Origin of the sequence: Phaeacidiphilus oryzae TH49, assembly GCF_000744815.1 — a bacterium.
In the GTDB taxonomy this organism is placed as follows: domain Bacteria; phylum Actinomycetota; class Actinomycetes; order Streptomycetales; family Streptomycetaceae; genus Phaeacidiphilus; species Phaeacidiphilus oryzae.
The window spans coordinates 1,449,603-1,467,459 of sequence record NZ_JQMQ01000005.1; the positions used below are offsets into that span (position 1 = coordinate 1,449,603).

General features: G+C 74.6%; 17 protein-coding genes. 6 read left to right on the top strand and 11 right to left on the bottom strand.

What is annotated here, in order from left to right:
• Positions 1-89: 89 nt before the first annotated feature.
• The gene (locus tag BS73_RS10760) at positions 90-1,010 is read left to right on the top strand and encodes an undecaprenyl-diphosphate phosphatase (RefSeq protein WP_037571406.1); all 921 of its coding nucleotides are present in this window, start codon (positions 90-92) and stop codon (positions 1,008-1,010) included.
• Between the two features lie 104 nt (positions 1,011-1,114).
• Here BS73_RS10760 and BS73_RS10765 read toward each other — a convergent pair whose 3' ends face one another.
• Positions 1,115-1,954 (bottom strand): MurR/RpiR family transcriptional regulator, encoded by an 840-nt coding sequence (locus BS73_RS10765; protein ID WP_037571407.1) that lies wholly within the window; start codon positions 1,952-1,954, stop codon positions 1,115-1,117.
• A gap of 93 nt (positions 1,955-2,047) precedes the next feature.
• On the opposite strand from BS73_RS10765, the gene BS73_RS10770 reads away from it, so the two are divergent.
• Positions 2,048-2,902, top strand: coding sequence for an EamA family transporter (locus BS73_RS10770; protein WP_037571408.1), 855 nt, complete (start codon positions 2,048-2,050; stop codon positions 2,900-2,902).
• Positions 2,903-2,920: 18 nt separating this feature from the next.
• Here BS73_RS10770 and BS73_RS10775 read toward each other — a convergent pair whose 3' ends face one another.
• A complete protein-coding gene (locus BS73_RS10775; RefSeq protein ID WP_037571409.1) occupies positions 2,921-3,457 on the bottom strand; it encodes a helix-turn-helix domain-containing protein in 537 nt (178 codons plus the stop codon).
• Positions 3,458-3,566: 109 nt separating this feature from the next.
• Here BS73_RS10775 and BS73_RS10780 point away from each other — a divergent pair, with 109 nt between their 5' ends.
• On the top strand, positions 3,567-4,721 hold the full coding sequence (locus BS73_RS10780) for an aminotransferase class V-fold PLP-dependent enzyme (RefSeq protein WP_037571410.1): 1,155 nt from the start codon (positions 3,567-3,569) through the stop codon (positions 4,719-4,721).
• 17 nt (positions 4,722-4,738) lie between these two features.
• On the opposite strand, the gene BS73_RS10785 is transcribed toward BS73_RS10780, so the two are convergent.
• The 5 genes from BS73_RS10785 to BS73_RS10805 form a co-directional block, all read right to left on the bottom strand.
• On the bottom strand, positions 4,739-6,205 hold the full coding sequence (locus tag BS73_RS10785; RefSeq protein ID WP_051939795.1) for an amino acid permease: 1,467 nt from the start codon (positions 6,203-6,205) through the stop codon (positions 4,739-4,741).
• Positions 6,206-6,436: 231 nt separating this feature from the next.
• Positions 6,437-8,095 carry an acyl-CoA dehydrogenase family protein gene (locus tag BS73_RS10790; RefSeq protein ID WP_037571411.1) on the bottom strand — a complete coding sequence of 553 codons (1,659 nt, stop codon included), beginning with the start codon at positions 8,093-8,095 and terminating at the stop codon, positions 6,437-6,439.
• A gap of 62 nt (positions 8,096-8,157) precedes the next feature.
• A complete protein-coding gene (locus BS73_RS10795) occupies positions 8,158-8,850 on the bottom strand; it encodes a TetR/AcrR family transcriptional regulator (RefSeq protein WP_037571412.1) in 693 nt (230 codons plus the stop codon).
• Positions 8,851-8,921: 71 nt separating this feature from the next.
• Positions 8,922-9,251 (bottom strand): WhiB family transcriptional regulator, encoded by a 330-nt coding sequence (locus BS73_RS10800; RefSeq protein ID WP_051939796.1) that lies wholly within the window; start codon positions 9,249-9,251, stop codon positions 8,922-8,924.
• Positions 9,252-9,645: 394 nt separating this feature from the next.
• The gene (locus BS73_RS10805) at positions 9,646-10,035 is read right to left on the bottom strand and encodes a DUF6343 family protein (RefSeq protein ID WP_235215366.1); all 390 of its coding nucleotides are present in this window, start codon (positions 10,033-10,035) and stop codon (positions 9,646-9,648) included.
• Between the two features lie 231 nt (positions 10,036-10,266).
• Here BS73_RS10805 and BS73_RS10810 point away from each other — a divergent pair, with 231 nt between their 5' ends.
• Positions 10,267-10,797 (top strand): flavodoxin domain-containing protein, encoded by a 531-nt coding sequence (locus BS73_RS10810; RefSeq protein WP_037571413.1) that lies wholly within the window; start codon positions 10,267-10,269, stop codon positions 10,795-10,797.
• 28 nt (positions 10,798-10,825) lie between these two features.
• On the opposite strand, the gene BS73_RS10815 is transcribed toward BS73_RS10810, so the two are convergent.
• The 3 genes from BS73_RS10815 to BS73_RS10825 are packed head-to-tail and all read right to left on the bottom strand — an operon-like array spanning position 10,826 to position 15,072.
• Positions 10,826-12,196, bottom strand: a complete 1,371-nt coding sequence (locus BS73_RS10815) for an MFS transporter (protein ID WP_051939797.1) — start codon at positions 12,194-12,196, stop codon at positions 10,826-10,828.
• A 55-nt stretch (positions 12,197-12,251) separates the two neighbouring features.
• The gene (gene tcuA / locus BS73_RS10820) at positions 12,252-13,802 is read right to left on the bottom strand and encodes an FAD-dependent tricarballylate dehydrogenase TcuA (protein WP_051939798.1); all 1,551 of its coding nucleotides are present in this window, start codon (positions 13,800-13,802) and stop codon (positions 12,252-12,254) included.
• A 19-nt stretch (positions 13,803-13,821) separates the two neighbouring features.
• Complete coding sequence (locus BS73_RS10825; RefSeq protein ID WP_051939799.1) at positions 13,822-15,072, bottom strand: PrpF domain-containing protein; 1,251 nt, start codon at positions 15,070-15,072, stop codon at positions 13,822-13,824.
• A gap of 112 nt (positions 15,073-15,184) precedes the next feature.
• On the opposite strand from BS73_RS10825, the gene BS73_RS10830 reads away from it, so the two are divergent.
• Entirely contained in the window at positions 15,185-16,090 is a 906-nt protein-coding gene (locus BS73_RS10830) for a LysR family transcriptional regulator (RefSeq protein ID WP_037571414.1), read from the top strand.
• A 22-nt stretch (positions 16,091-16,112) separates the two neighbouring features.
• Here BS73_RS10830 and BS73_RS10835 read toward each other — a convergent pair whose 3' ends face one another.
• Entirely contained in the window at positions 16,113-16,682 is a 570-nt protein-coding gene (locus BS73_RS10835; protein ID WP_051939800.1) for an RNA polymerase sigma factor, read from the bottom strand.
• Positions 16,683-16,790: 108 nt separating this feature from the next.
• Here BS73_RS10835 and BS73_RS10840 point away from each other — a divergent pair, with 108 nt between their 5' ends.
• Positions 16,791-17,852 carry a MerR family transcriptional regulator gene (locus BS73_RS10840; protein WP_037571415.1) on the top strand — a complete coding sequence of 354 codons (1,062 nt, stop codon included), beginning with the start codon at positions 16,791-16,793 and terminating at the stop codon, positions 17,850-17,852.
• Positions 17,853-17,857 lie beyond the last annotated feature (5 nt).

Below are 17,857 nucleotides of genomic sequence, written 5' to 3' on the forward strand. Positions count from 1 at the left end.
GAACACCTCTCGCACACCCGCTCGGGGCCGCCGGCGTGGCATAGGTTCCGGACGTCCGAGCCCACCGCGCCCCTAGTCGAAGGCCCGCCATGTCCGCCCTCTCCTATCCCGAAGCCGTCGGCGTCGGCCTGCTGCAGGGAGTCACCGAGCTGTTCCCGGTGTCCAGCCTCGGGCACAGCATCCTGGTGCCCGCTCTGCTGGGCGGGCACTGGGCCCGGGATTTGAACGTCTCGGCAGACGGTTCGATGTACCTCAACGAGCTGGTCGGCCTGCATCTGGCGACCGCCCTCGCGCTGGTGGTGTACTTCTGGCGGGATTGGCTGCGGGTGCTTCGCGGGCTGCTGACCTCGGTCACCGAGCGGCGGATCGAGACCGTGGAGCAGCGCCTGGCCTGGCTGCTGATCACCTCCACCATCCCGGTGGCGATCGCCGGGGTGGCCCTGGACAAGGTGTTCCGCACCACCCTCGGCCGGCCCGTGCCGACCGCCGTCTTCCTCGCCCTCAACGGCGTGGTCCTCTTCGTCACCGAGCGGTTGCGGCGCGGCGGCACCGGGCGCCGCCGGGCCGGGCGGTCGCTCGCTCCCGGCGAGGAGGATCTGCCCCCGGACCAGCTCTCCGACCTGCGGATCACCAGGATGACGATCCGTCAGGCGATGGGCATCGGCGCCGCGCAGATCCTCGCCCTCCTCCCCGGGATCAGCCGCTCCGGCTCCACGATCAGCGCCGGCATCCTGCGCGGGATGAACCACGAGGACTCGGCGCGTTTCGCCTTCCTCCTCGCCACCCCGGTGATCGGCGGAGCGGCGCTGCTCAAGCTGCCGCCGCTGCTCGGGCCGGCCGGCGACGGCCTCCGCGGCCCCCTGCTGGCCGGCGGCGCCGCCGCCTTCGCGGCGGCCTATGTGGCCACCCGCTATCTGGTCCGCTACTTCGAACACCGCACGCTGATCCCGTTCGCCGCCTACTGCGTCCTCGCCGGCCTCGGCAGCCTGGCCTACTTCACCCTGACCTGACCCACCGGCTTCACTCTGACCTGACCCACCGGCTTCACGCCGACCCGACCCGCCGGCGGCCGCCCGGACTCCGCTGTCGGCCGCGGCAGTCCGCGTCGCCGGGCTCAGTACGCGTGGTCCGCCGTCACCTCCGCGGCCAGTGACAGCGCGCGTCGCGCCGCCGCGCCGCCGTCCTCCAGCAGCGTCAGCGCCAACGCGTCCACGACCGCGAGATGCGCCAGCCGGCCGGCGACCGCCTCCAGGCCCAGCACCAGGTCCTGCCCGCCCGCCAGCAGCGTCCGGGTGGCCAGCTCGGTCAGCGGCGTCCGCGCGTAGCTGGTCAGCGCGATCACCTCGGCTCCGGCCTCGCGCGCTCGGCGGGCCGCGTCCACCGTGGTCCGGGTCGCCCCGGTGTGGCTGATCGCCAGGCAGACCCCGGTGGCCGGCAGCAGCCCGGCGGAGAGCTGCGCCGTCAGCGGATCGGCCGGCGCGTCCACGGCCAGTCCGAGCGCCCTCAGCCGGTAGGCCGCGTCCAGCGCGACCGCGGCGGAGAGCCCGGCCCCGGTGACCAGCACCCGCGAGGCGGAGCCCAGGGCGGCGGCCGCCTCGTCTAGCTGGGCCTGCGACACGGTCCCGGCCAGCCCCTCCAGCGTCTCCCGGGCGGCCCGTACGCTCCGGCTCAGCGGGTCGGCGTCACCCTCCCCGCCGCCGGAGGAGGGGCCGAAGACGCTGCCCGCCGCCAGGATCTTCACCTCCTGGAAGCCCCGGAAGCCGAGCCGCTGGCAGGTGCGGACCACCGTGGAGGCCGCCGTCCCGGCGAGCTCGGCGACATCGCTCACGCTCAGCCGCACCAGCTCCCCGCCCCGGTCGAGGAGCACCTGCGCGACGCGTGCCTCGGCGTCCCGCAACCCGGGCAGCCGGGACCTGATCCGGGCCGAGAAACCGGCTTGGGAATTCTGTTCCATGAACTCATGGTATACGTGGAACGACTTTCCGGAGCCGACTGGCCGGCCGGAGTCCTGACAGCCAAGCCGAACAACCGAAGGGGGCCGACGCCCGTGGTCGCGTCCGTCGTGGTCGCCGTACTGGGAGCGGCACTGCTGCACGCCGCATGGAACGCGCTGGCCCACGCCTCCGAGGACAAGCTCGCCGGGTTCGTCCTGATCGACCTCGGCTACCTCCTCTGCGCGGCGGCGATCGTCTGCCTGGCCCCGGCGCCGGACCGGGCGGCCTGGCCGTTCATCGCCTCCTCGGCCGCGCTCCAGGCCGGCTACCAGGCGATGCTGCTGCAGGCCTACCGGCTGGGCGACTTCGGCCAGATGTACCCGCTGGCCCGCGGCACCTCGCCGTGGGTGGTCGCGGTGCTCTCCGTCACCGTGCTCGGACAGGCGCTGCCCGTGGGCGAGTTGACCGGCGTACTGGTGCTCTCCGCGGGCCTGGCCGCGCTCGCCTTCGCCGACGGGATCCCCGGGCGCGGCCAGGTTCCCGCGCTGGGAGCCGCGGTGGCCACCGGCGCGCTGATCGCCTCCTACACCGTGGTGGACGGCACCGGGGTGCGGCAGGCCGGCAGCGTCCTCGGCTACGTCGGCTGGATGTTCCTGGTGCAGGCGCTTCCGCTGCCGCTGGTGGCCCTCGCCGTCCGCGGCCGGGCGCTGCTCCCGGCGCTCCGGCCCGCCTGGGGCCGCGGGCTGTTCGGCGGCGCGCTGTCGCTGGCCGCCTACGGCCTGGTGGTGTGGGCCCAGTCCCGCGCCCCGGGCAGCCTGGCCGGCATCGCGGCCCTCCGCGAGACCAGCATCGTCATCGGCGCCCTGATCGGCACCTTCCTCTTCCGCGAGCGCTTCGGCCGGGTCCGCACCGCCGCCAGCACCGCCGTCCTGGCGGGGATAGCGGTGCTCGAACTCGCCGCCCGCTAGCCGGAGTCGAGGCCCCCGTCAGTAACTGGGCGGGGTGACCGCCACGATGAACTCGACCGGCTCCTCGCCGTGGTTGACGTAGCGGTGCGGCAGGCTGGAGTCGAAGTAGCAGCTGTCGCCCGGCCCGAGCGACCGCTCCTCCCCCGCGACCTCGATGGTCAGCCGCCCCGAGACGACCACCGCGCACTCCTCCGAGGGGTGGGTCCACGGTTCCGGCGAGGAGGCACCGCCCGGCGGCAGGCGACCCTCCAGCATCTCCAGCCGGCCGTGGCCGGGCGAGATCCGCGAGTAGCTGGCGCCCCCGGACGGCGACCGCACCAGCATCCGGCGGTCCCGCTCGACCACCGAGACCGCGGCCGCGTCACCGCTCTGGAAGAGGCTGAACAGCGGGACGCCGAGCGCCTTGGAGACCTTGCGGAGGGTCTCCAGGCTGGGATCGGCGAGGTCGCGTTCGACCTGGCTGATCAGCCCGGTGGAGACGCCGGCCGCGGAGGCCAGCTGGGCGACGGTCATACCGCGGGTGGTCCGCAGTTCGCGGATCTGGGCGCCAAGCACGTCAGGAATCCTCGCACAGCGCGTCTCCCGCTACCGCCGGTGCATGCTGTTGAATGAGATTAAAATCCTTCGGTTCCATTGAAAGTCCCCGCAGGAGGTCGACCACCATATGACGTCGCTTCGCACGCCCGATCTCACGCCCGAGCAGTTCCGCGCCGAGTTCCCCTCCCTCCGCGACACCGTCCACCTCGCGAGCTGCAGCCAGGGAGCGGTGTCCCGGCGCCTGACCGAGGCCATGCGCGGCTACGCCGAGACCCTCCGCGACCAGGGTGCGGCCTGGGAGACCTGGATGGCCGAGGTCGAGCGGGCCCGGACCCGGTTCGCCCGGCTGATCGGCGCGACGGCCGAGGAGATAGCCGTGCTGCCCAGCGCCTCGGCCGGGGCCTTCCAGGCGGCGTCCGGACTCGACTGGACCGAGCGGCCCCAAGTGGTGAGCACCGAGCTGGAGTTCCCCTCCGTGGCGCATGTCTGGCACGCCCAGCGGCAGCGCGGAGCCCGGGTCGCCATGGTGCGCGGCCACGGCGACGCCCCGCCGCCCGCCGAGGCCTACGCCGAACTCGTGGACGAGCGCACCGGGTTGGTCTCCGTCCCGCTGGTCTGCTACCGCAACGGGGCTCGGCTCCCGGTCCGGGAGGTGGCCGCGCTGGCGCACGAAAGGGGCGCCCGAGTCTTCGTGGACGCCTACCAGGGCGCCGGGGTGCTCCCCCTCGACGTCCGCGAACTCGACTGCGACTACCTGGTCTCCGGGGCGCTGAAGTACCTCCTCGGCCTGCCCGGGATCGCCTTCCTCTACGTCCGCGCGGGCCTCACCCACCCCCGCGACCCGGAGCTCACCGGCTGGTTCGGCCGGGTCGACCCGTACGCCTTCGACCCCGACGGGCTGGACTTCCCGTCCGCCGCCCGCCGGTTCGAGAGCGGCACTCCCGCCATCCCCGCGGCCTACGCCGCCAACGCCGGGATGGACATGCTGGACAGGATCGACCCGGTGACCGGCTACGCCCATGTCTCCACCCTGGTCGACGAACTCGCCACCGTCCTCCTCGACTCCGGCGAGCGGCTGGCCTCCCCGGCCGACCCGGCGCAGCGCGGGCCGCAGATCGCCCTGCGGGACGAGGACCCGAACCGGCTCGCCCACTGGCTGGCCGAACGCCGGATCGTCACCGCCGCCCGCGGCGACGCGGTCCGCCTCTCCTTCCACTACTACAGCGACCGCTCGGACGTGGCGGCCGTCGCGGACGCCGTGCGCGAGTACCGCAAGCTGTAGAGCGACGGGGGCGGCCCCTAGGCGGCCTCGTGGTCGTGGCCCGGGGCCGCCGCCTCCCTCAACTCCCGGGCCAGCGGCCCCTCTTCGCGTCCCCGGAAGCCCTTCGCCCGCAGCACGGCGTAGACCGCCGCCAGCACCGCGAAGAACGGGATGCCGAACTTCCAGGCCGGGTCGAGCCCGGGGATGAAGAAGGTGGAGACCAGCACCCCGGCCAGGAACAGCGCCGCCAGTCCCGAGGTCACCGGTGCGCCCATCAGCCGCACCGGCGAGGCCGGCAGGCCCAGCCTCCGGCGGCGGATCCGGAAGGCGGTGTGGGTGGCCAGGATCATGATCCAGACGGTGATCGCCGCGAACACCGAGATCCCGAAGAGCACCAGATACGCCTGCGAGTCGGACTTCGCCGAGAGCACTGCCCCGATCACCAGGCCGAGCGCGGACAGCCCCAGGGCGTTGAGCGGAACGCCGTTGCGGGTCAGCCGCCCGCTCCAGCGCGGTGCGAAGCCGTGCCCGGCCAGCGAGTGGATCATCCGCGTGGTCAGGTACAGGTTGGCGTTGGCGCTGGAGAGCGCGGCGGTGAGGACGACGAAGTTCATCACCCCGGCCGCCGCCGGCACCCCGGCCGAGGCGAAGACCCGGACGAACGGACTGGCCTGGATGCTGCCGCCCTGGGCGGTCACGGTCCACGGCACCACCGCGGCCACCACCAGGATCGCCAGCACATAGAAGAGGCCGAGCCGGAGGATCATCCGGCGGGCGGCCCGCGGGATGTCCCGGGCCGGGTTCTCCGACTCGGCCGCGGTCACCGAGACGACCTCGGTGCCGATGTAGCTGAAGAGGACGAAGACCATGGCCATGCCGAGCCCGGTGACGCCGTTGGGCAGGAACCCGCCGTGCCGGGTGAGGTTGCCCAGGCCGGTGGGGGCGCGGTGGGGCAGTCCGAGGAAGATCAGTGCCGCGCCGAGGAGGATGAAGACCGCGATCGCCGTCGCCTTGATCATCGAGAACCAGTACTCGAACTCGCCGAAGAGCCGGACGGCGGCCGCGTTGATGCCGAGCACCAGCAGCGAGAAGACCACCACCGGTATCCACAGCGGCAGTTGGGGCCACCAGTAGGAGAGGTATATCCCGGCCGCGATCACCTCTCCGCCCACCGCGATGACCTGCATCGCCCAGTACGTCCAGCGGAGGACGAAACCGGCCCCGACGCCGAGGTAGGAGTGGGCGATCGCGCCGAAGGCCCCGGCCTCCGGGTGGACCACCACCATCTCGGCGAGCGCCCAGCAGATCACCAGGGCGACCAGCCCGCAGGCCACATAGGCGAGGACCACCGAGGGCCCGGTCTTGCTGATGGCCAGCCCCGAGCCGAGGAAGAGCCCGGTGCCGATCGCTCCGCCCAGGCCCATCATCGTCAACTGCCGGCTGGTCAGCCGTCTTTGCAGATGCTGCGGATCCAGACCGGACCGTTCGGTCCCTGTGGCGGTCATGGTGCCGTCCCCTCGACTCGCGCGCGCCTCGCTGTGGCCGGCGCGACGCCGTCGTCGCCCCCGGAACTGATTCACCCTCATTGAACAGGCGTCACAGACGCTAACGGCCCGCCTGACACCACGTCAACAAATCCGGCGCAGCTTGAAGCGGGCGACCGGGCCTCCGGCGGACGGCGGCTCAGCGACTCGGCGACTCGGCGGCAAGCCGCAGGCCGCAGGCCGCACTCCCGCTCAGGCCGGCAGCCGCTCCAGCAGGGCCGTGAAGTCGGTGCCGGAGGGCAGGGTGCCGAGGGCGAGGCCCCGGTCGCCGGCCAGGCGGGAGGCGCAGAACGCGTCGGCCACCGCCGCCGGCGCGTGCCGGACCAGCAGCGAGCCCTGGAGCACCAGCGCCGCCCGCTCGATCAGCCGCCGGGCGCGCAGCTCGGCATCCTCCGACCGGGCCAGCTCGCCGAGCAGCTCCCGCCAGGCCGCATCCAGCCGGGCGTCGGCGCCGGAGGCCGCCTCGACCTCGGCCCGGAAGGCCTCCAGCGACTCCGGCTCGCGGGCCAGCGCCCGCAGCATGTCCAGCGCGTTGACGTTGCCCGAGCCCTCCCAGATCCCGTTGACCGGCGCCTCGCGGTACAGCCTGGGCATCCCCGAGGCCTCGTCGTACCCGTTGCCGCCCAGGCACTCCAGCGCCTCGCCGACCACCATCGGCGCCCGCTTGCACACCCAGTACTTGCCCACCGCGGTGGCCAGCCGCAGAAAGGCGCGCTCACCGGCGTCCCCGCGATGCGCCCGGTCGGCGGCCCCGGCCAGCCGCAGCCCGAGGGTGGTCGCCGCCTCCGACTCCAGCGCCAGGTCGCCCAGCACGTTGCGCATCAGCGGCTGGTCGATCAGCCGCCGCCCGAACACCGAGCGGTGGCGGGTGTGGTGGGCGGCCTGGGCGAGGGCCTCCCGGGTCGTCCCGGCGGTGCCGAGGACGCAGTCCAGCCGGGTCATGGTGACCATCTCGATGATGGTCCGCACCCCCTTGCCCTCCGGGCCGACCAGCCAGGCCACCGTGTCGTCGAACTCCGGCTCGCTGCTGGCGTTGGAGCGGTTGCCGAGCTTGTCCTTGAGCCGCTGGATGCGGAAGGTGTTGCGGCTGCCGTCCGGCAGCACCCGGGGCACCAGGAAGCAGGACAGGCCGCCCGGCGCCTGCGCCAGCACCAGGAAGAGGTCGTTCATCGGAGCGCTGGTGAACCACTTGTGGCCGCGCAGCCGCCAACTGCCGTCCGGCCGCTCGACGGCGGCCGTGGTGTTGGCGCGGACGTCGGTGCCGCCCTGCTTCTCCGTCATCCCCATCCCGGCGAGCAGCCCCTGCTTCTCGGTCGGGGTGCGCAGCCCCGGGTCGTAGACCCGGCTGGTGAGCAGCGGCTCGTAGACCGCGGCCAGCTCGGGGGCGTGCCGGAGGGCGGGGACCGCAGCGTAGGTCATCGAGACCGGGCAGAGGTGGCCCTGCTCCAGCATGCTGGCGACCATGAAGCCGGCCGCCCGGGCGACATGGGCGCCGGGGCGCTCGTCCGCCCAGGCCGCGCCGGCCAGCCCGGCGCTCACCGAGGCGTCCATCAGCGAGTGGTAGGCGGGGTGGAAGTCCACCTCGTCCACGCGATTGCCGTAGCGGTCGTGGGTGCGCAGCTCGGGCTCGTGCCGGTTGGCCTGATCGGCCCAGACGCGGGCGGGCTCGCCGCCGACCAGGCGACCCAGCCGGTGGAGGTCGTCCAGGCACCATGCGGCGCCCTCCCGGCGGACGCCCTCCAGCAGCACCGCGTCGTCGGCGGCGTCGTGCCCGGTCAACGGCGGGGCCTGGTTGACCACTTGGTGGGTGACGGCGCTCGGGCTGCTGTGCGGGGCTGCGGTGGTGGACATGGGACGGGGTCCTTTCCGTGGGGGCGGCCGAACCGGGCTGGGACACCCGGGGACGGCCGGGATCAGCCGGAGTACTGCCGCGCGCCCGCGCAGCGCAGCGCCATCGCGATGAGCTCGGCCAGCAGCGCCTCGGCATCCCGCGTGCCCGCGCCCGGGCCCGCGCCCAGAGCCGGGGCGGAACTGGGAGCGGAGGCGGAAGCAGAGGCGTGGCCGCGGCCGCCGCCGAGCGGGTCGAGCGGATCGACCAGCACCTCGCCGACCGCCCCGGTCAGCGCGGCGGCGGTGATCGCACCGTCCTGCTCGGGCAGCAGGCCCTTCGCCATCCCCTCCTCCATGACCTCGGCGAAGAGCGCGCGATAGCGGAGGCGGTAGGCGAGCCGCTCGGCGCCGACCGCCGGCTCGGCCGGGGCGGCCAGCAGGGCGTAGGCCAGGCCGGGGTTCTCCAGCGCCCGCCGGGCGAAGACCTCCACCCCGCGGCCGAGCCGCTCGACGGGGTCGCCCGGTCCGCGCAGCACCTCGCCGAGGACCTCCACCTCGTGCCCGGCGGCCCGCCGGAACACCTCCACCGAGAGCTCCGCCTTGGAGGCGAAGTGCTGGTAGACCGACCCGGCGGAGATGCCGGCCGCGTCGGCCACCGCGTTGACCGAGGCCCTGGCCCAGCCCACCTCGGCGACCACGGCGGTGGCGCAGGTCACCAGCCGGTCCCGGGCGGCTTCCAGCCGGCGGAGCTCCGCGGGCGGCTTGCGATACGGCATGCAAGCAGTGAACCACCATTCAGAGCTTTGGGCCACCACCCGAACGCCCGCGGAGCCGCCCGGCTCCCCGCTTACGCCGACCTGAGCGAGGTCCCCTCCGCCGACTGCTCCGGATCGGCCTCCCGCCCCCACTCCACCCGGGCCGTCTCCAGAAGCTGCCGCCAGGACCGCACGGTCGGGCGCCGGCGCAGGATCGCCCGGCGCTCCCGCTCGGTGGCACCACCCCAGACGCCGAACTCGACCCGGTGGTCGAGCGCGTAGGCCAGGCACTCGGTCCTGACCGGACAGCCCATGCACACCGCCTTCGCCCGATGCTGGGCCGCTCCGTCAACGAACAGGTCCTCGGGATCAGTACGGTTGCAGGCCGCGAGGTCCCGCCAGTGCGCCACTTCCGAAGCCATGATGTCCTCCCCACCGTGACAGCCAAGACCGGTCCCAACCGGTTGAAGCTGCGACAACCCTAGGGATCTTGCTGAACGACTCAATCCCGACGTACCACCATCGGGTGAACCGAGGAGGAACGGACCCGGACGGCGCCTCAAGGGTCTACAAGCACCCTCCGTCCCCGGGCCATGACGCTACGTCAATGATCCGCTGGGGACGGGGTGGTGGCCCTGGGAGAGGGAGCGCCGCAGGTCACGCGGAGGAGGCCGAGCGGCGAGCGCGGCCCATGGTCGGGCCTGAGGGCGTCCGGCACAAATCACTGACGCGCAGCCGTCGTTGCGGCCCGGGCCCCCGGAAGGTCCTGGTCGCGCCACCGTCACCCCGCCGCCCCGTCACCCCGCCGGCGTCACCTCACCGCCGCCCCCGCTGCCCGTCGACCCGTGCGTCCCAGCGCCCCCATCGGCGCTGCTCCCGGATCCGGTGCCGGAGCACCACCAGGTCGGCGGCGATCACCAGCTCCACGGCCGCGCAGATGACCGCCGCCGCGACCAGCGCGCTCCGGCTCGTCATCCCGCCCGCGCGGGTGGACACCGAGGCCAGGTAGGCGAAGACCCCGGCGCCCACCAGGAACACCGGGGCGAAGACCACCGAGAGCAGCCACCGCAGCCGGATGTCGCTCCGCGCCCTGATCGGCTCGGCGCCGCTGTGCGCCCAGCGGCGGCTCTCGCCGAGCGTCGGGGGGTCCGGCCGTCCGCCGTCGGGTGCCGGCGGCCCGGGCCGCCGCGGGTCGTCGCCGGCCATCCGGCCACCCCCTCCTCGCGCGGAGAGCCGGACCGGGGCGGGACAGCCGACCGGGCGGGGGATCGCCCGGCATGACGGGATCCGGCTCTCCATCCCCCAGCCTCCTCGCCGTCCCCGCGCCCGCCCAGGGCCGTTCGGACCGCCGGACGGGGGCGCTGCGGCCCCTGCCGCAGCGCGGTCCGGACGGCGGAGGATCGCCTGACACCGGTGCGGCCCAAGAGAGGTGACGCCATGTCAGCGAGGACCCTGATCGGCTACGCGACCGAGTCCGGCTCCACTCGATCGATCGCCGACCGGATCGGTGAGCGCCTGACCGGCGCGGGGGTGCCCGCCGAACTCGCCGACCTGTCGGCCGTGAAGGACTCCGGCCGGTTCGAGGCGCTGGACGCCTTCGACGCCTTCGTCCTCGGCAGCGCGGTCCACGGCCAGGCCTGGCTGCCCGTCGCCCGCGAGTTCGTGGCGGCCCACCGCGCGCTGCTCGGCGAGCGCCCGCTGTGGCTGTTCAGCGTCGGCATGCCGGGGGCGCTCCGCGGGCCCTGGCGGGGCCTGTCCGAGCAGGAGTCGCCCAGGATCCTCGCCGGACTCGGCCCGCTCGGCCCTCACGAGCACCGGCTCTTCTCCGGCGTGATCTCGCCCGCCCAGCTCCCGCCCTTCGGCCGGTTCCTCTTCCGGGTGATGGGCTTCCGCTACGGCGACTACCGGGACTGGCCGGCGGTCGAGGCCTGGGCGGACGGCATCGCCCGGCGACTGTCCGCGAGCTGACCGCCCGCCTGCCGACGGCGAACCGGCCTCACACCGGCGCGGCCTCCCGGTCCGCCGCCGCGCGGACCGCCCCGGCTCGGGCGGTGTGCGGGCCGAAGGCCAGCACGGTCACCGCCACCACCGCCCAGCAGGCCGCGATGTACCCGAAGACCGGCTGGTAGCCGAAGGAGCCGAAGATCGACGCCACGATCAGCGGGCCGAGGATGTTGCTCAGCCGCCCGAGGCCGTAGACCAGGCCGTTCCCGGAGTTCCGCAGGGCCACCGGGTAGAGCTCCGGCGTGTACGCGTAGAGCAGCGCCGCGAAGGTCTGGATCAGCGCGTTGACGCAGAAGCCGAAGGCCACGATCGCCACCGCGTTGAAGGTGAGCCCGTAGGCCAGCCCGCAGACCGCCACCGCGGCGGCCACCGCCACCAGCGAGTGCTTCCGGCCGAACCGGTCCGAGATCGGCCAGGCGAGCAGCGCGCCCGGGGCCGCACCCAGCGTGGTGAGGGCGGAGAAGGTCAGGCTGTGCACCAGGTCGAAGCCGTGGGCGGCGAGGAGGGTGGGCACCCAGGAGACGAAGCCGTAGAAGCCCAGGGTCTGGAAGATCCAGACCACGGCCAGCATCAGGGTCCGGCGGCCGAGTCTGCCGCGCAGCAGCGCGCGGTAGTCCGCCGGGGAGGCCGGCTCGGCCTCCGGATCGGCGGCGGGCCGCGGCAGGGCGCCGTGGTCGACTTCGGCCCGGCGCTCCAGGCCGCCCACCACCTCCTCCGCCTGCTCGATCCGGCCGTGCCGGTGCAGCCAGCGGGGGCTCTCCGGCAGCCCGGCGATCAGCGGCAGGGCGAGGAGGCCGAGCGCGCCGAGGACGAAGACCAGCCGCCAGGCCGAGGCGCCGAGCGGGATCACGCCGCGGGCGAAGAAGGACATGATCGGGATGCCCAGCAGCCCGATCGCCATCACCCCGGACTGCATCCGCCCGCGGTGCGCGGCCGGCATCACCTCGGAGAGGTAGGTGGTCGCCGTCACCGTCATGGCGGAGAGGCCGAGACCGGTCAGCAGGCGCGCGGCGGCGAGCATCGCCATGTCCGTGGCCGCCGCGTTGACCAGTGAGAAGACCGAGAAGAAGGCCACCGACCAGAGGAGGGCCCGGCGGCGTCCGACCCGGTCGGCGAACCGGCCACCGAGCGCGGCGCCGAGGAACATCCCGAGGAACGAGGCCGAGGTCACCCAGGCGATGCCGGAGACCGAGAGGCCCAGGTGCTCCTTGAGGGCCGGGGCGACGTAGGCGAAGGTGTTGAGGTCGCCGAACTCGAAGACGAAGGCGACGGCCAGCGTGCAGAGCACGCGGCGGTGGAAGCGGCCGATCGGCAGCCGGTCGAGTCTCGCGGCGGGCAGTCCGGCGCTGGGTGGTGCGCTCATGGGGCGTCCTCCTTGACGGGATGAGCACGGGACGGGCGGGCGTGCGGTGGCGCCGTCATCGGATCGGCCCCACCCCCTCGCGCTCCTCGACCGGCGCGGAGCCGGCGGCCCGGAAGTCGGCGACCGCCGAGCGTCCGGCGCGGCGACCGAAGACGGAGCCGGAGGTGAGTCCGGAGCCCCCGGGATAGTTGAAGTAGAAGAGCCCGCCCACCAGTTCGCCCGCCGCGTACAGCCCGCGCACCGGCCGCCCGGCGGTGTCCAGCACCCTCGCCTCCCGGTCGATCCGCAGCCCGCCGAAGGTGAAGGTGATCCCGCAGGTCACCGGGAAGGCCAGGAAGGGCGGGGTGTCCAGTGGCCGCGCCCAGTTGGACTTAGGCGGGGAGATCCCCTCGGTGCGGGCGCCGTCCTTGACCGTGGGGTCGAACGGCCCGCCGGTCACCGCGGCGTTGAACTCCCGGACGGTGTCCGCCAGTCGGCCGGGGTCGAGGCCGAGCTCGGCGGCCAGCCCGTCCAGGGTGCCGGACTCCACCCGGGTCACCCCGGGCGCCTCGTACTCCTCCGGCCTGAGCAGCGGCGCGCTCTTGGCGTCGAAGATCTGCACGGCGGTGCTGCCCGGCTGGCGGAGGATCTCCGCGCCGTACTTGGCGTAGGTGTAGTTGCGGTAGTCCGCGCCCTCGTCGACGAACCGGCGGCCCTCCGCGTTGACCACGATGCCGAAGGGATAGCCGCCGCGGGTGAACTGGTTGGTCAGCTCGCGGTCGCCGGTCCGCGGCGCCCCGCTGTCCCAGGCCACCGAGTGGCAGCCGCTCCAGTGGCCGTACGGCTGCGCCCCGGCGTCCAGCGCCATCCGAATGCCGTCGCCGGTGTTGTACGGGGTGCCGCGGACCAGCGCCAGGTCCCATCCCGCGCCCAGGTACCCGGCCCGCATCTGCGGGTTGGCCTCGAAGCCGCCGCTGGCCAGCACGACGGAGCGGGCCAGCAGCCGCTCACCGTCGCTCAGCAGGACACCCCGCACCCGCCCGTCGGGGGCGGCGTCCAGGGCCGCCACCGAGGCGTCGAAGCGCAGCCGCACCCCGGTGCGCTCGGCCGCCGCCAGGTGCTGGTCGATCATGCCCTTGCCGCCGCCGAGGACGCCGAGCGCCAGCCCGCCCCAGAACCGGTACCGCCCGTCCACCTGGTACGCCTGCCGGTGGAACATCAACTCGAAGCGCAGGCCGAGCCGGTGGAGCCAGCCGACCGCCTCGCGGGACTCGCCGACCAGCAGCCCGGCGAGCTCGGGGTCGGTGCGTCCCCTGGTCACCCGCTGGAGGTCGGCGAGGAAGTCGGCCTCCGGGTAAGGGGCGAGGTCCACCAGGTCCCGCCGGTCGGCGGGGAGCGGTTCGAGCAGCGGGGAAAGGTCGGCGAGGCCGCCGTGGCTGGTGCGCATCGCCCCGGCGGTGAAGTAGGAGTTGCCGCCGGCCCACTGCCGGGGCGCCTTCTCCAGCAGCAGGACACGGCCGCCCTGCTCCCGGGCGGACTGCGCGGCGCAGAACCCGGCGTTGCCGCCACCGACGACGATCACGTCCCATTCGTCCTGCTCGGCAGGCTGGCGGTGTGCTTGGCTCATCTGTCGACTCTCCATCGGATCAGGCGGGTTGGGCAGGGCGGACGTCGCGGGCGGCCAGGCGGCGGGAGTCCGGCAGCGGGACGAAGAGCTCGGCCACCGCCAGCCGGCGGGCGGCCCGCGAGATGCTGACCGAGCTCAGCCGGCCGTCCGGGTCGGCCTCCGCTCGGACCTCCACCACACCCGCGGGGGTGCCCAGGCGCAGCGCGGCCCTGCGGCCGGCCCGGCGGCCGCTGCCGGCATCGCTGGCGCCGCCGGCGCTGCGTTCCCCGTCCGCGCCGAGCGCCAACGCCGCCGTGCTGCCGGGCAGCGCGGCCGCGGCGGCGACCGCGACCGCCGAGGTCAGGCCGATGGCCGGGTGCGGGGCGTGCATGGAGACCATCCGGACGGCCAGGTCGTGGTCCCGCGCGGAGACCGAACGGCCGTCGGTGGTCCGGTAGTCGGCGGCGGGGCCGACCACGCCGACCTTGGGCACCGCATGGCTGACCGGGTCCTCCGGCCGGGCCAGCCCCATCGCCAGGGCGGCCGCCCGGCGCAGCCGGGTCAGCTCCGGCAGCCGGGCGGCGACCTCCTCCAGGCCGCAGGCCGGGTCCAGCCCGAGGTCCGCCGCGGCCAGCAGGGCCGCCGGAGCCCCGGCGTCGACCAGCGTGGCAGCGGCGCCCACCGACGCCCCGGTCCCGGGCCCGGCCCCCGCCTCGGCCCTTGATCCGTCCGGCAGTTCCAGCCAGTCCACGGCCCGCCCGGTGGGCAGGAGGGCGCCGGTGGTCGTCCCGGCCGGCCGCAGGAAGGCCAACTCCACCGGCACACCGCCGCTTTCGACCCCGGGCACGGTGGCCTCGCCGGTCTCCGGCACGGTCCCGCCGGGGGTCGGTACGGAAGTCGCCATCAGCGCCCCGGTGTTGAGGTTGCGCATCCGCACCGTGGTCCGCGGATGCCGGGCCGGCACAAGTCCGGACTGCAGCGCGTACAGCCCGATGGCGGTCGCGCAGTTCCCGCAGTTGCTGCCCCACTCCACCCGGTCCACGCCGATGCCGACCTGGGCGAAGGCGTAGTCCACGTCGATACCCGGCTCGGTCGAGCGGTGGACGATCGCCGCTTTCGAGGTGGTCGAGGTGGCCCCGCCCACGCCGTCGAGCTGCCGCGGGTCGGCGGCGCCGAAGGCCGCCGCGAGTACCCGGTCCGGCTCCGCCCCCGCGGCCTCGAGTGCCCCGCCGTCGAAGAGCCAGCACTTGCTGGTCCCGCCGCGCATCCAGGTGGCCCGCAATCGCAGCATGCCGCTTCCTTCCCGCCGTCCACCGCGAACGAGGACGACGATGCAGCAACTCAGCCATCAGTACAATCTTGGAAATCTGAAGGTGCTATCAGGACTGCTTAAGGGTGGATCCATGAGCTACGACGTGCGGCGGATGCTGCTGCTGGCCGAGGTGGCCAGGCACGGGTCGCTGACCGGGGCGGCGGCGGCCCTCAGCTACACCCCCTCAGCGGTGTCCCAGCAGGTCAGTCGCCTGGAGGCGGAGGTGGGGCAGCCCCTGGTGCAGCGCCACGCCCGCGGGGTGACGCTCACCGAGGCCGGTCAGGTGGTGGTCGACCACGCCGAGCGGATCGACCGCCAGCTCAGGTCAGCCGAGCGGGCCCTCGACGACCTCGCCGGGCTGCACCACGGCACCCTGCGGCTGGGCACCTTCCCCACCGTGTCGGCCTCGCTGCTGCCGCATGTGGTGCGGGCCTTCCGCACCCGGCACCCCGGCATCGAGCTGACCGTCCACAGCGCCCGCCGGGCCCGGCTGCTGGAGATGCTGGAGAGCCGGGAGATCGAGCTCTCGCTGATGTGGGACTACCCCTGGCGGACCGTGGACGAGAGCACCCATGAGTCGGTCCACCTCTTCGACGACCCGACCGCCCTGGTGGTCGGCGCCACCCACCCGCTGGCCGGGCGCCGGACCGTCGACTTCGCGGAGCTGGCCGAGGAGCAGTGGATCGTCCGCGCCGACCACCCGGTCGCCGAGGTCCTCACCCGCAGCTGCCGCGCGGCCGGCTACCAGCCGCGGATCGCCTACCAGGCACACGACTACCAGGAGGCGCAGGCGGTGGCCGCCGTCGGGCTCGGCATCGCGCTGGCCCCGCGCTGCGCCCTGGCCAGTCCGCGGGAGGACATCGCCGTCCTGGAACCGGGCCCGAACGCCCCGGCCCGCCGCATCCTCCTCACCCACCTCCGCGACCACCCCCTCACCCCGGCCGCCCGGGCCGTCACGGAGGTCTTCGCCGCGGTGGTGGCCACCCTCCAGCCCTGACCCGGCCGCGCGGTGCGAGGCCTCAGACGCGGACGCCCGGCTCCTCCGCCCGTTCCAGGCCCTGCCGGAGACTGTGCAGCCCGCGCCGGGCATGGCTCTTCACGGTGCCGAGCGGCAGGCCGGTGCGCTCCGCGATCTGGGTGTGGGTGAGCCCGCTGTAGAAGGCCAGGTGGAGCACCCGGCCCTGGGCGGCGGGCAGCCGGGAGAGCTCCTCCAGCAGCGCCAGCCGTTCGACCAGCCCGTCCGGCTCGGCCGGGGCGGCTTCCGAGGGAACGGTCGCGGAGCCGGCGGCGGCGAGCAGAGCCGCCCTGCGGGTGCGGGCGCGCAGCGCGTCGGTGATCTTGCGCCGGGCGATCCCCATCACCCAGCACGGCAGGGCGCCGCGCCGCGGCTGGTAGTCGGCGCGGCCCCGCCAGGCCGCGATGACCACCTGCTGAAGAACGTCCTCGGCCTCCGCCTCATCGCCGAGCGCGCGCCGGGCCAACCCCTTGATCACCGGCCCCCACCTGCGGTAGAGCATCGCGAGCTGCTCCGGGTCGCCGTCCTGGAAGCCGCCGTCCTGGGCCGGCCGGGAAGTCGGCTGCTCCGGCATGGACAGGCTCCTTCACACGGGCCGGTGGTGGTACGGGCATCAGCCTGCGACCGGCTTTCCGGCCCGGTAAAGTCGCATCGGTTTTGCGTCGGATGGCCGGGGGGCCGCATGGACGAGGACGTATCCGGACCGGGAGTCACCACCGGCGCACTGGCCCGCAGAGTCGGGGTCTCCCCCACCACCCTGCGCTCCTGGGACCGCCGCTACGGCCTGGGTCCGCAGCTCCGCGAGGGCGGTCGGCACCGGCGCTGGTCCGCCCAGGACGTGGCCCGGGTGGAGGCGATGTGCCGGCTGACCGCCGAGGGGATCCCACCGGCGGAGGCGGCCCGCGCGGCGCTGGCCTCCGCCTCCCCAGCCTCCGCCTCCCCGGCCGCCGCCTCCCCGGCGGCCTCCGCCTCCCCCTCCCCCGTGGCCTCCGCCGCGTCCACCGGCGACGGCGCCCGGCGCACCGCGCCCGCCGGCCCGCCCGCCGACCGGGGCGCCCCCGCCGACCGCGCCGCCCCCGCCGGGGCACCGTCACCGGCCGAGGCCCGCCGCGAGGCCCGTGGCCTCTCCCGGGCCGCCGTCCGGCTGGACGGACCGGCGATCCAGCGGACCCTGGACGCCCTGGTGGAGCGGTACGGGGTGGTGCCGGCCTGGGAGCAGGTGATGGTCCCCACGCTGCACGCGGTGGGCCGCCGGTGGGCCGAGTCCGAGGACCGCTGCGTGGAGATCGAGCACCTCCTCTCCTGGCACGTCGGCTCCAGCCTGCGGCGCGCCCCGCGGCTGCGGGAGGAGGCGGCCGGCCGGCCTCCCGTGGTGGCCGGCTGTGTGCCCGGCGAGCTGCACAGCCTCGCTCTGGAGGCGCTGGTGGCGGCACTCGGCGAGCGGGCCGTGCCGGTCAGGATGCTCGGCGCCGCCGTGCCCGCCGGGGCCCTGGAGGCGGCCGTGCGGCGGACCGGACCGTGCGCGGTGGTGCTGTGGTCGCAGACCCGCTCCTCGGCCAACCTTCCGCTGGCGTCCGGGCTGGCCCGGATGACCTGGGGGGTGCGCGGGGCGCGGTCCTCGGCGGCGGTCGCGGTCGGCGGCCCGGGCTGGGCCGGGCGCGCCCAGGCCGGGCTGCTCCGGCCCGGCAGCCTGGGCGAGGCGGTCGACCAGCTCACGGAGCTCTCCAGAAGCAGGGCGCACTGAAGCCG

Excerpts from the sequence above, each read along its gene's own strand:
- BS73_RS10760 (WP_037571406.1), top strand. The coding sequence starts at position 90 with ATGTCCGCCCTCTCCTATCCCGAAGCCGTCGGCGTCGGCCTGCTGCAG.
- BS73_RS10765 (WP_037571407.1), bottom strand. The coding sequence starts at position 1,954 with ATGGAACAGAATTCCCAAGCCGGTTTCTCGGCCCGGATCAGGTCCCGG.
- BS73_RS10780 (WP_037571410.1), top strand. The coding sequence starts at position 3,567 with ATGACGTCGCTTCGCACGCCCGATCTCACGCCCGAGCAGTTCCGCGCC.
- BS73_RS10785 (WP_051939795.1), bottom strand. The coding sequence starts at position 6,205 with ATGACCGCCACAGGGACCGAACGGTCCGGTCTGGATCCGCAGCATCTG.
- BS73_RS10790 (WP_037571411.1), bottom strand. The coding sequence starts at position 8,095 with ATGTCCACCACCGCAGCCCCGCACAGCAGCCCGAGCGCCGTCACCCAC.
- BS73_RS10795 (WP_037571412.1), bottom strand. The coding sequence starts at position 8,850 with ATGCCGTATCGCAAGCCGCCCGCGGAGCTCCGCCGGCTGGAAGCCGCC.
- BS73_RS10800 (WP_051939796.1), bottom strand. The coding sequence starts at position 9,251 with ATGGCTTCGGAAGTGGCGCACTGGCGGGACCTCGCGGCCTGCAACCGT.
- BS73_RS10805 (WP_235215366.1), bottom strand. The coding sequence starts at position 10,035 with ATGGCCGGCGACGACCCGCGGCGGCCCGGGCCGCCGGCACCCGACGGC.
- BS73_RS10810 (WP_037571413.1), top strand. The coding sequence starts at position 10,267 with ATGTCAGCGAGGACCCTGATCGGCTACGCGACCGAGTCCGGCTCCACT.
- BS73_RS10815 (WP_051939797.1), bottom strand. The coding sequence starts at position 12,196 with ATGAGCGCACCACCCAGCGCCGGACTGCCCGCCGCGAGACTCGACCGG.
- tcuA (WP_051939798.1), bottom strand. The coding sequence starts at position 13,802 with ATGAGCCAAGCACACCGCCAGCCTGCCGAGCAGGACGAATGGGACGTG.
- BS73_RS10825 (WP_051939799.1), bottom strand. The coding sequence starts at position 15,072 with ATGCTGCGATTGCGGGCCACCTGGATGCGCGGCGGGACCAGCAAGTGC.
- BS73_RS10830 (WP_037571414.1), top strand. The coding sequence starts at position 15,185 with ATGAGCTACGACGTGCGGCGGATGCTGCTGCTGGCCGAGGTGGCCAGG.
- BS73_RS10835 (WP_051939800.1), bottom strand. The coding sequence starts at position 16,682 with ATGCCGGAGCAGCCGACTTCCCGGCCGGCCCAGGACGGCGGCTTCCAG.
- BS73_RS10840 (WP_037571415.1), top strand. The coding sequence starts at position 16,791 with ATGGACGAGGACGTATCCGGACCGGGAGTCACCACCGGCGCACTGGCC.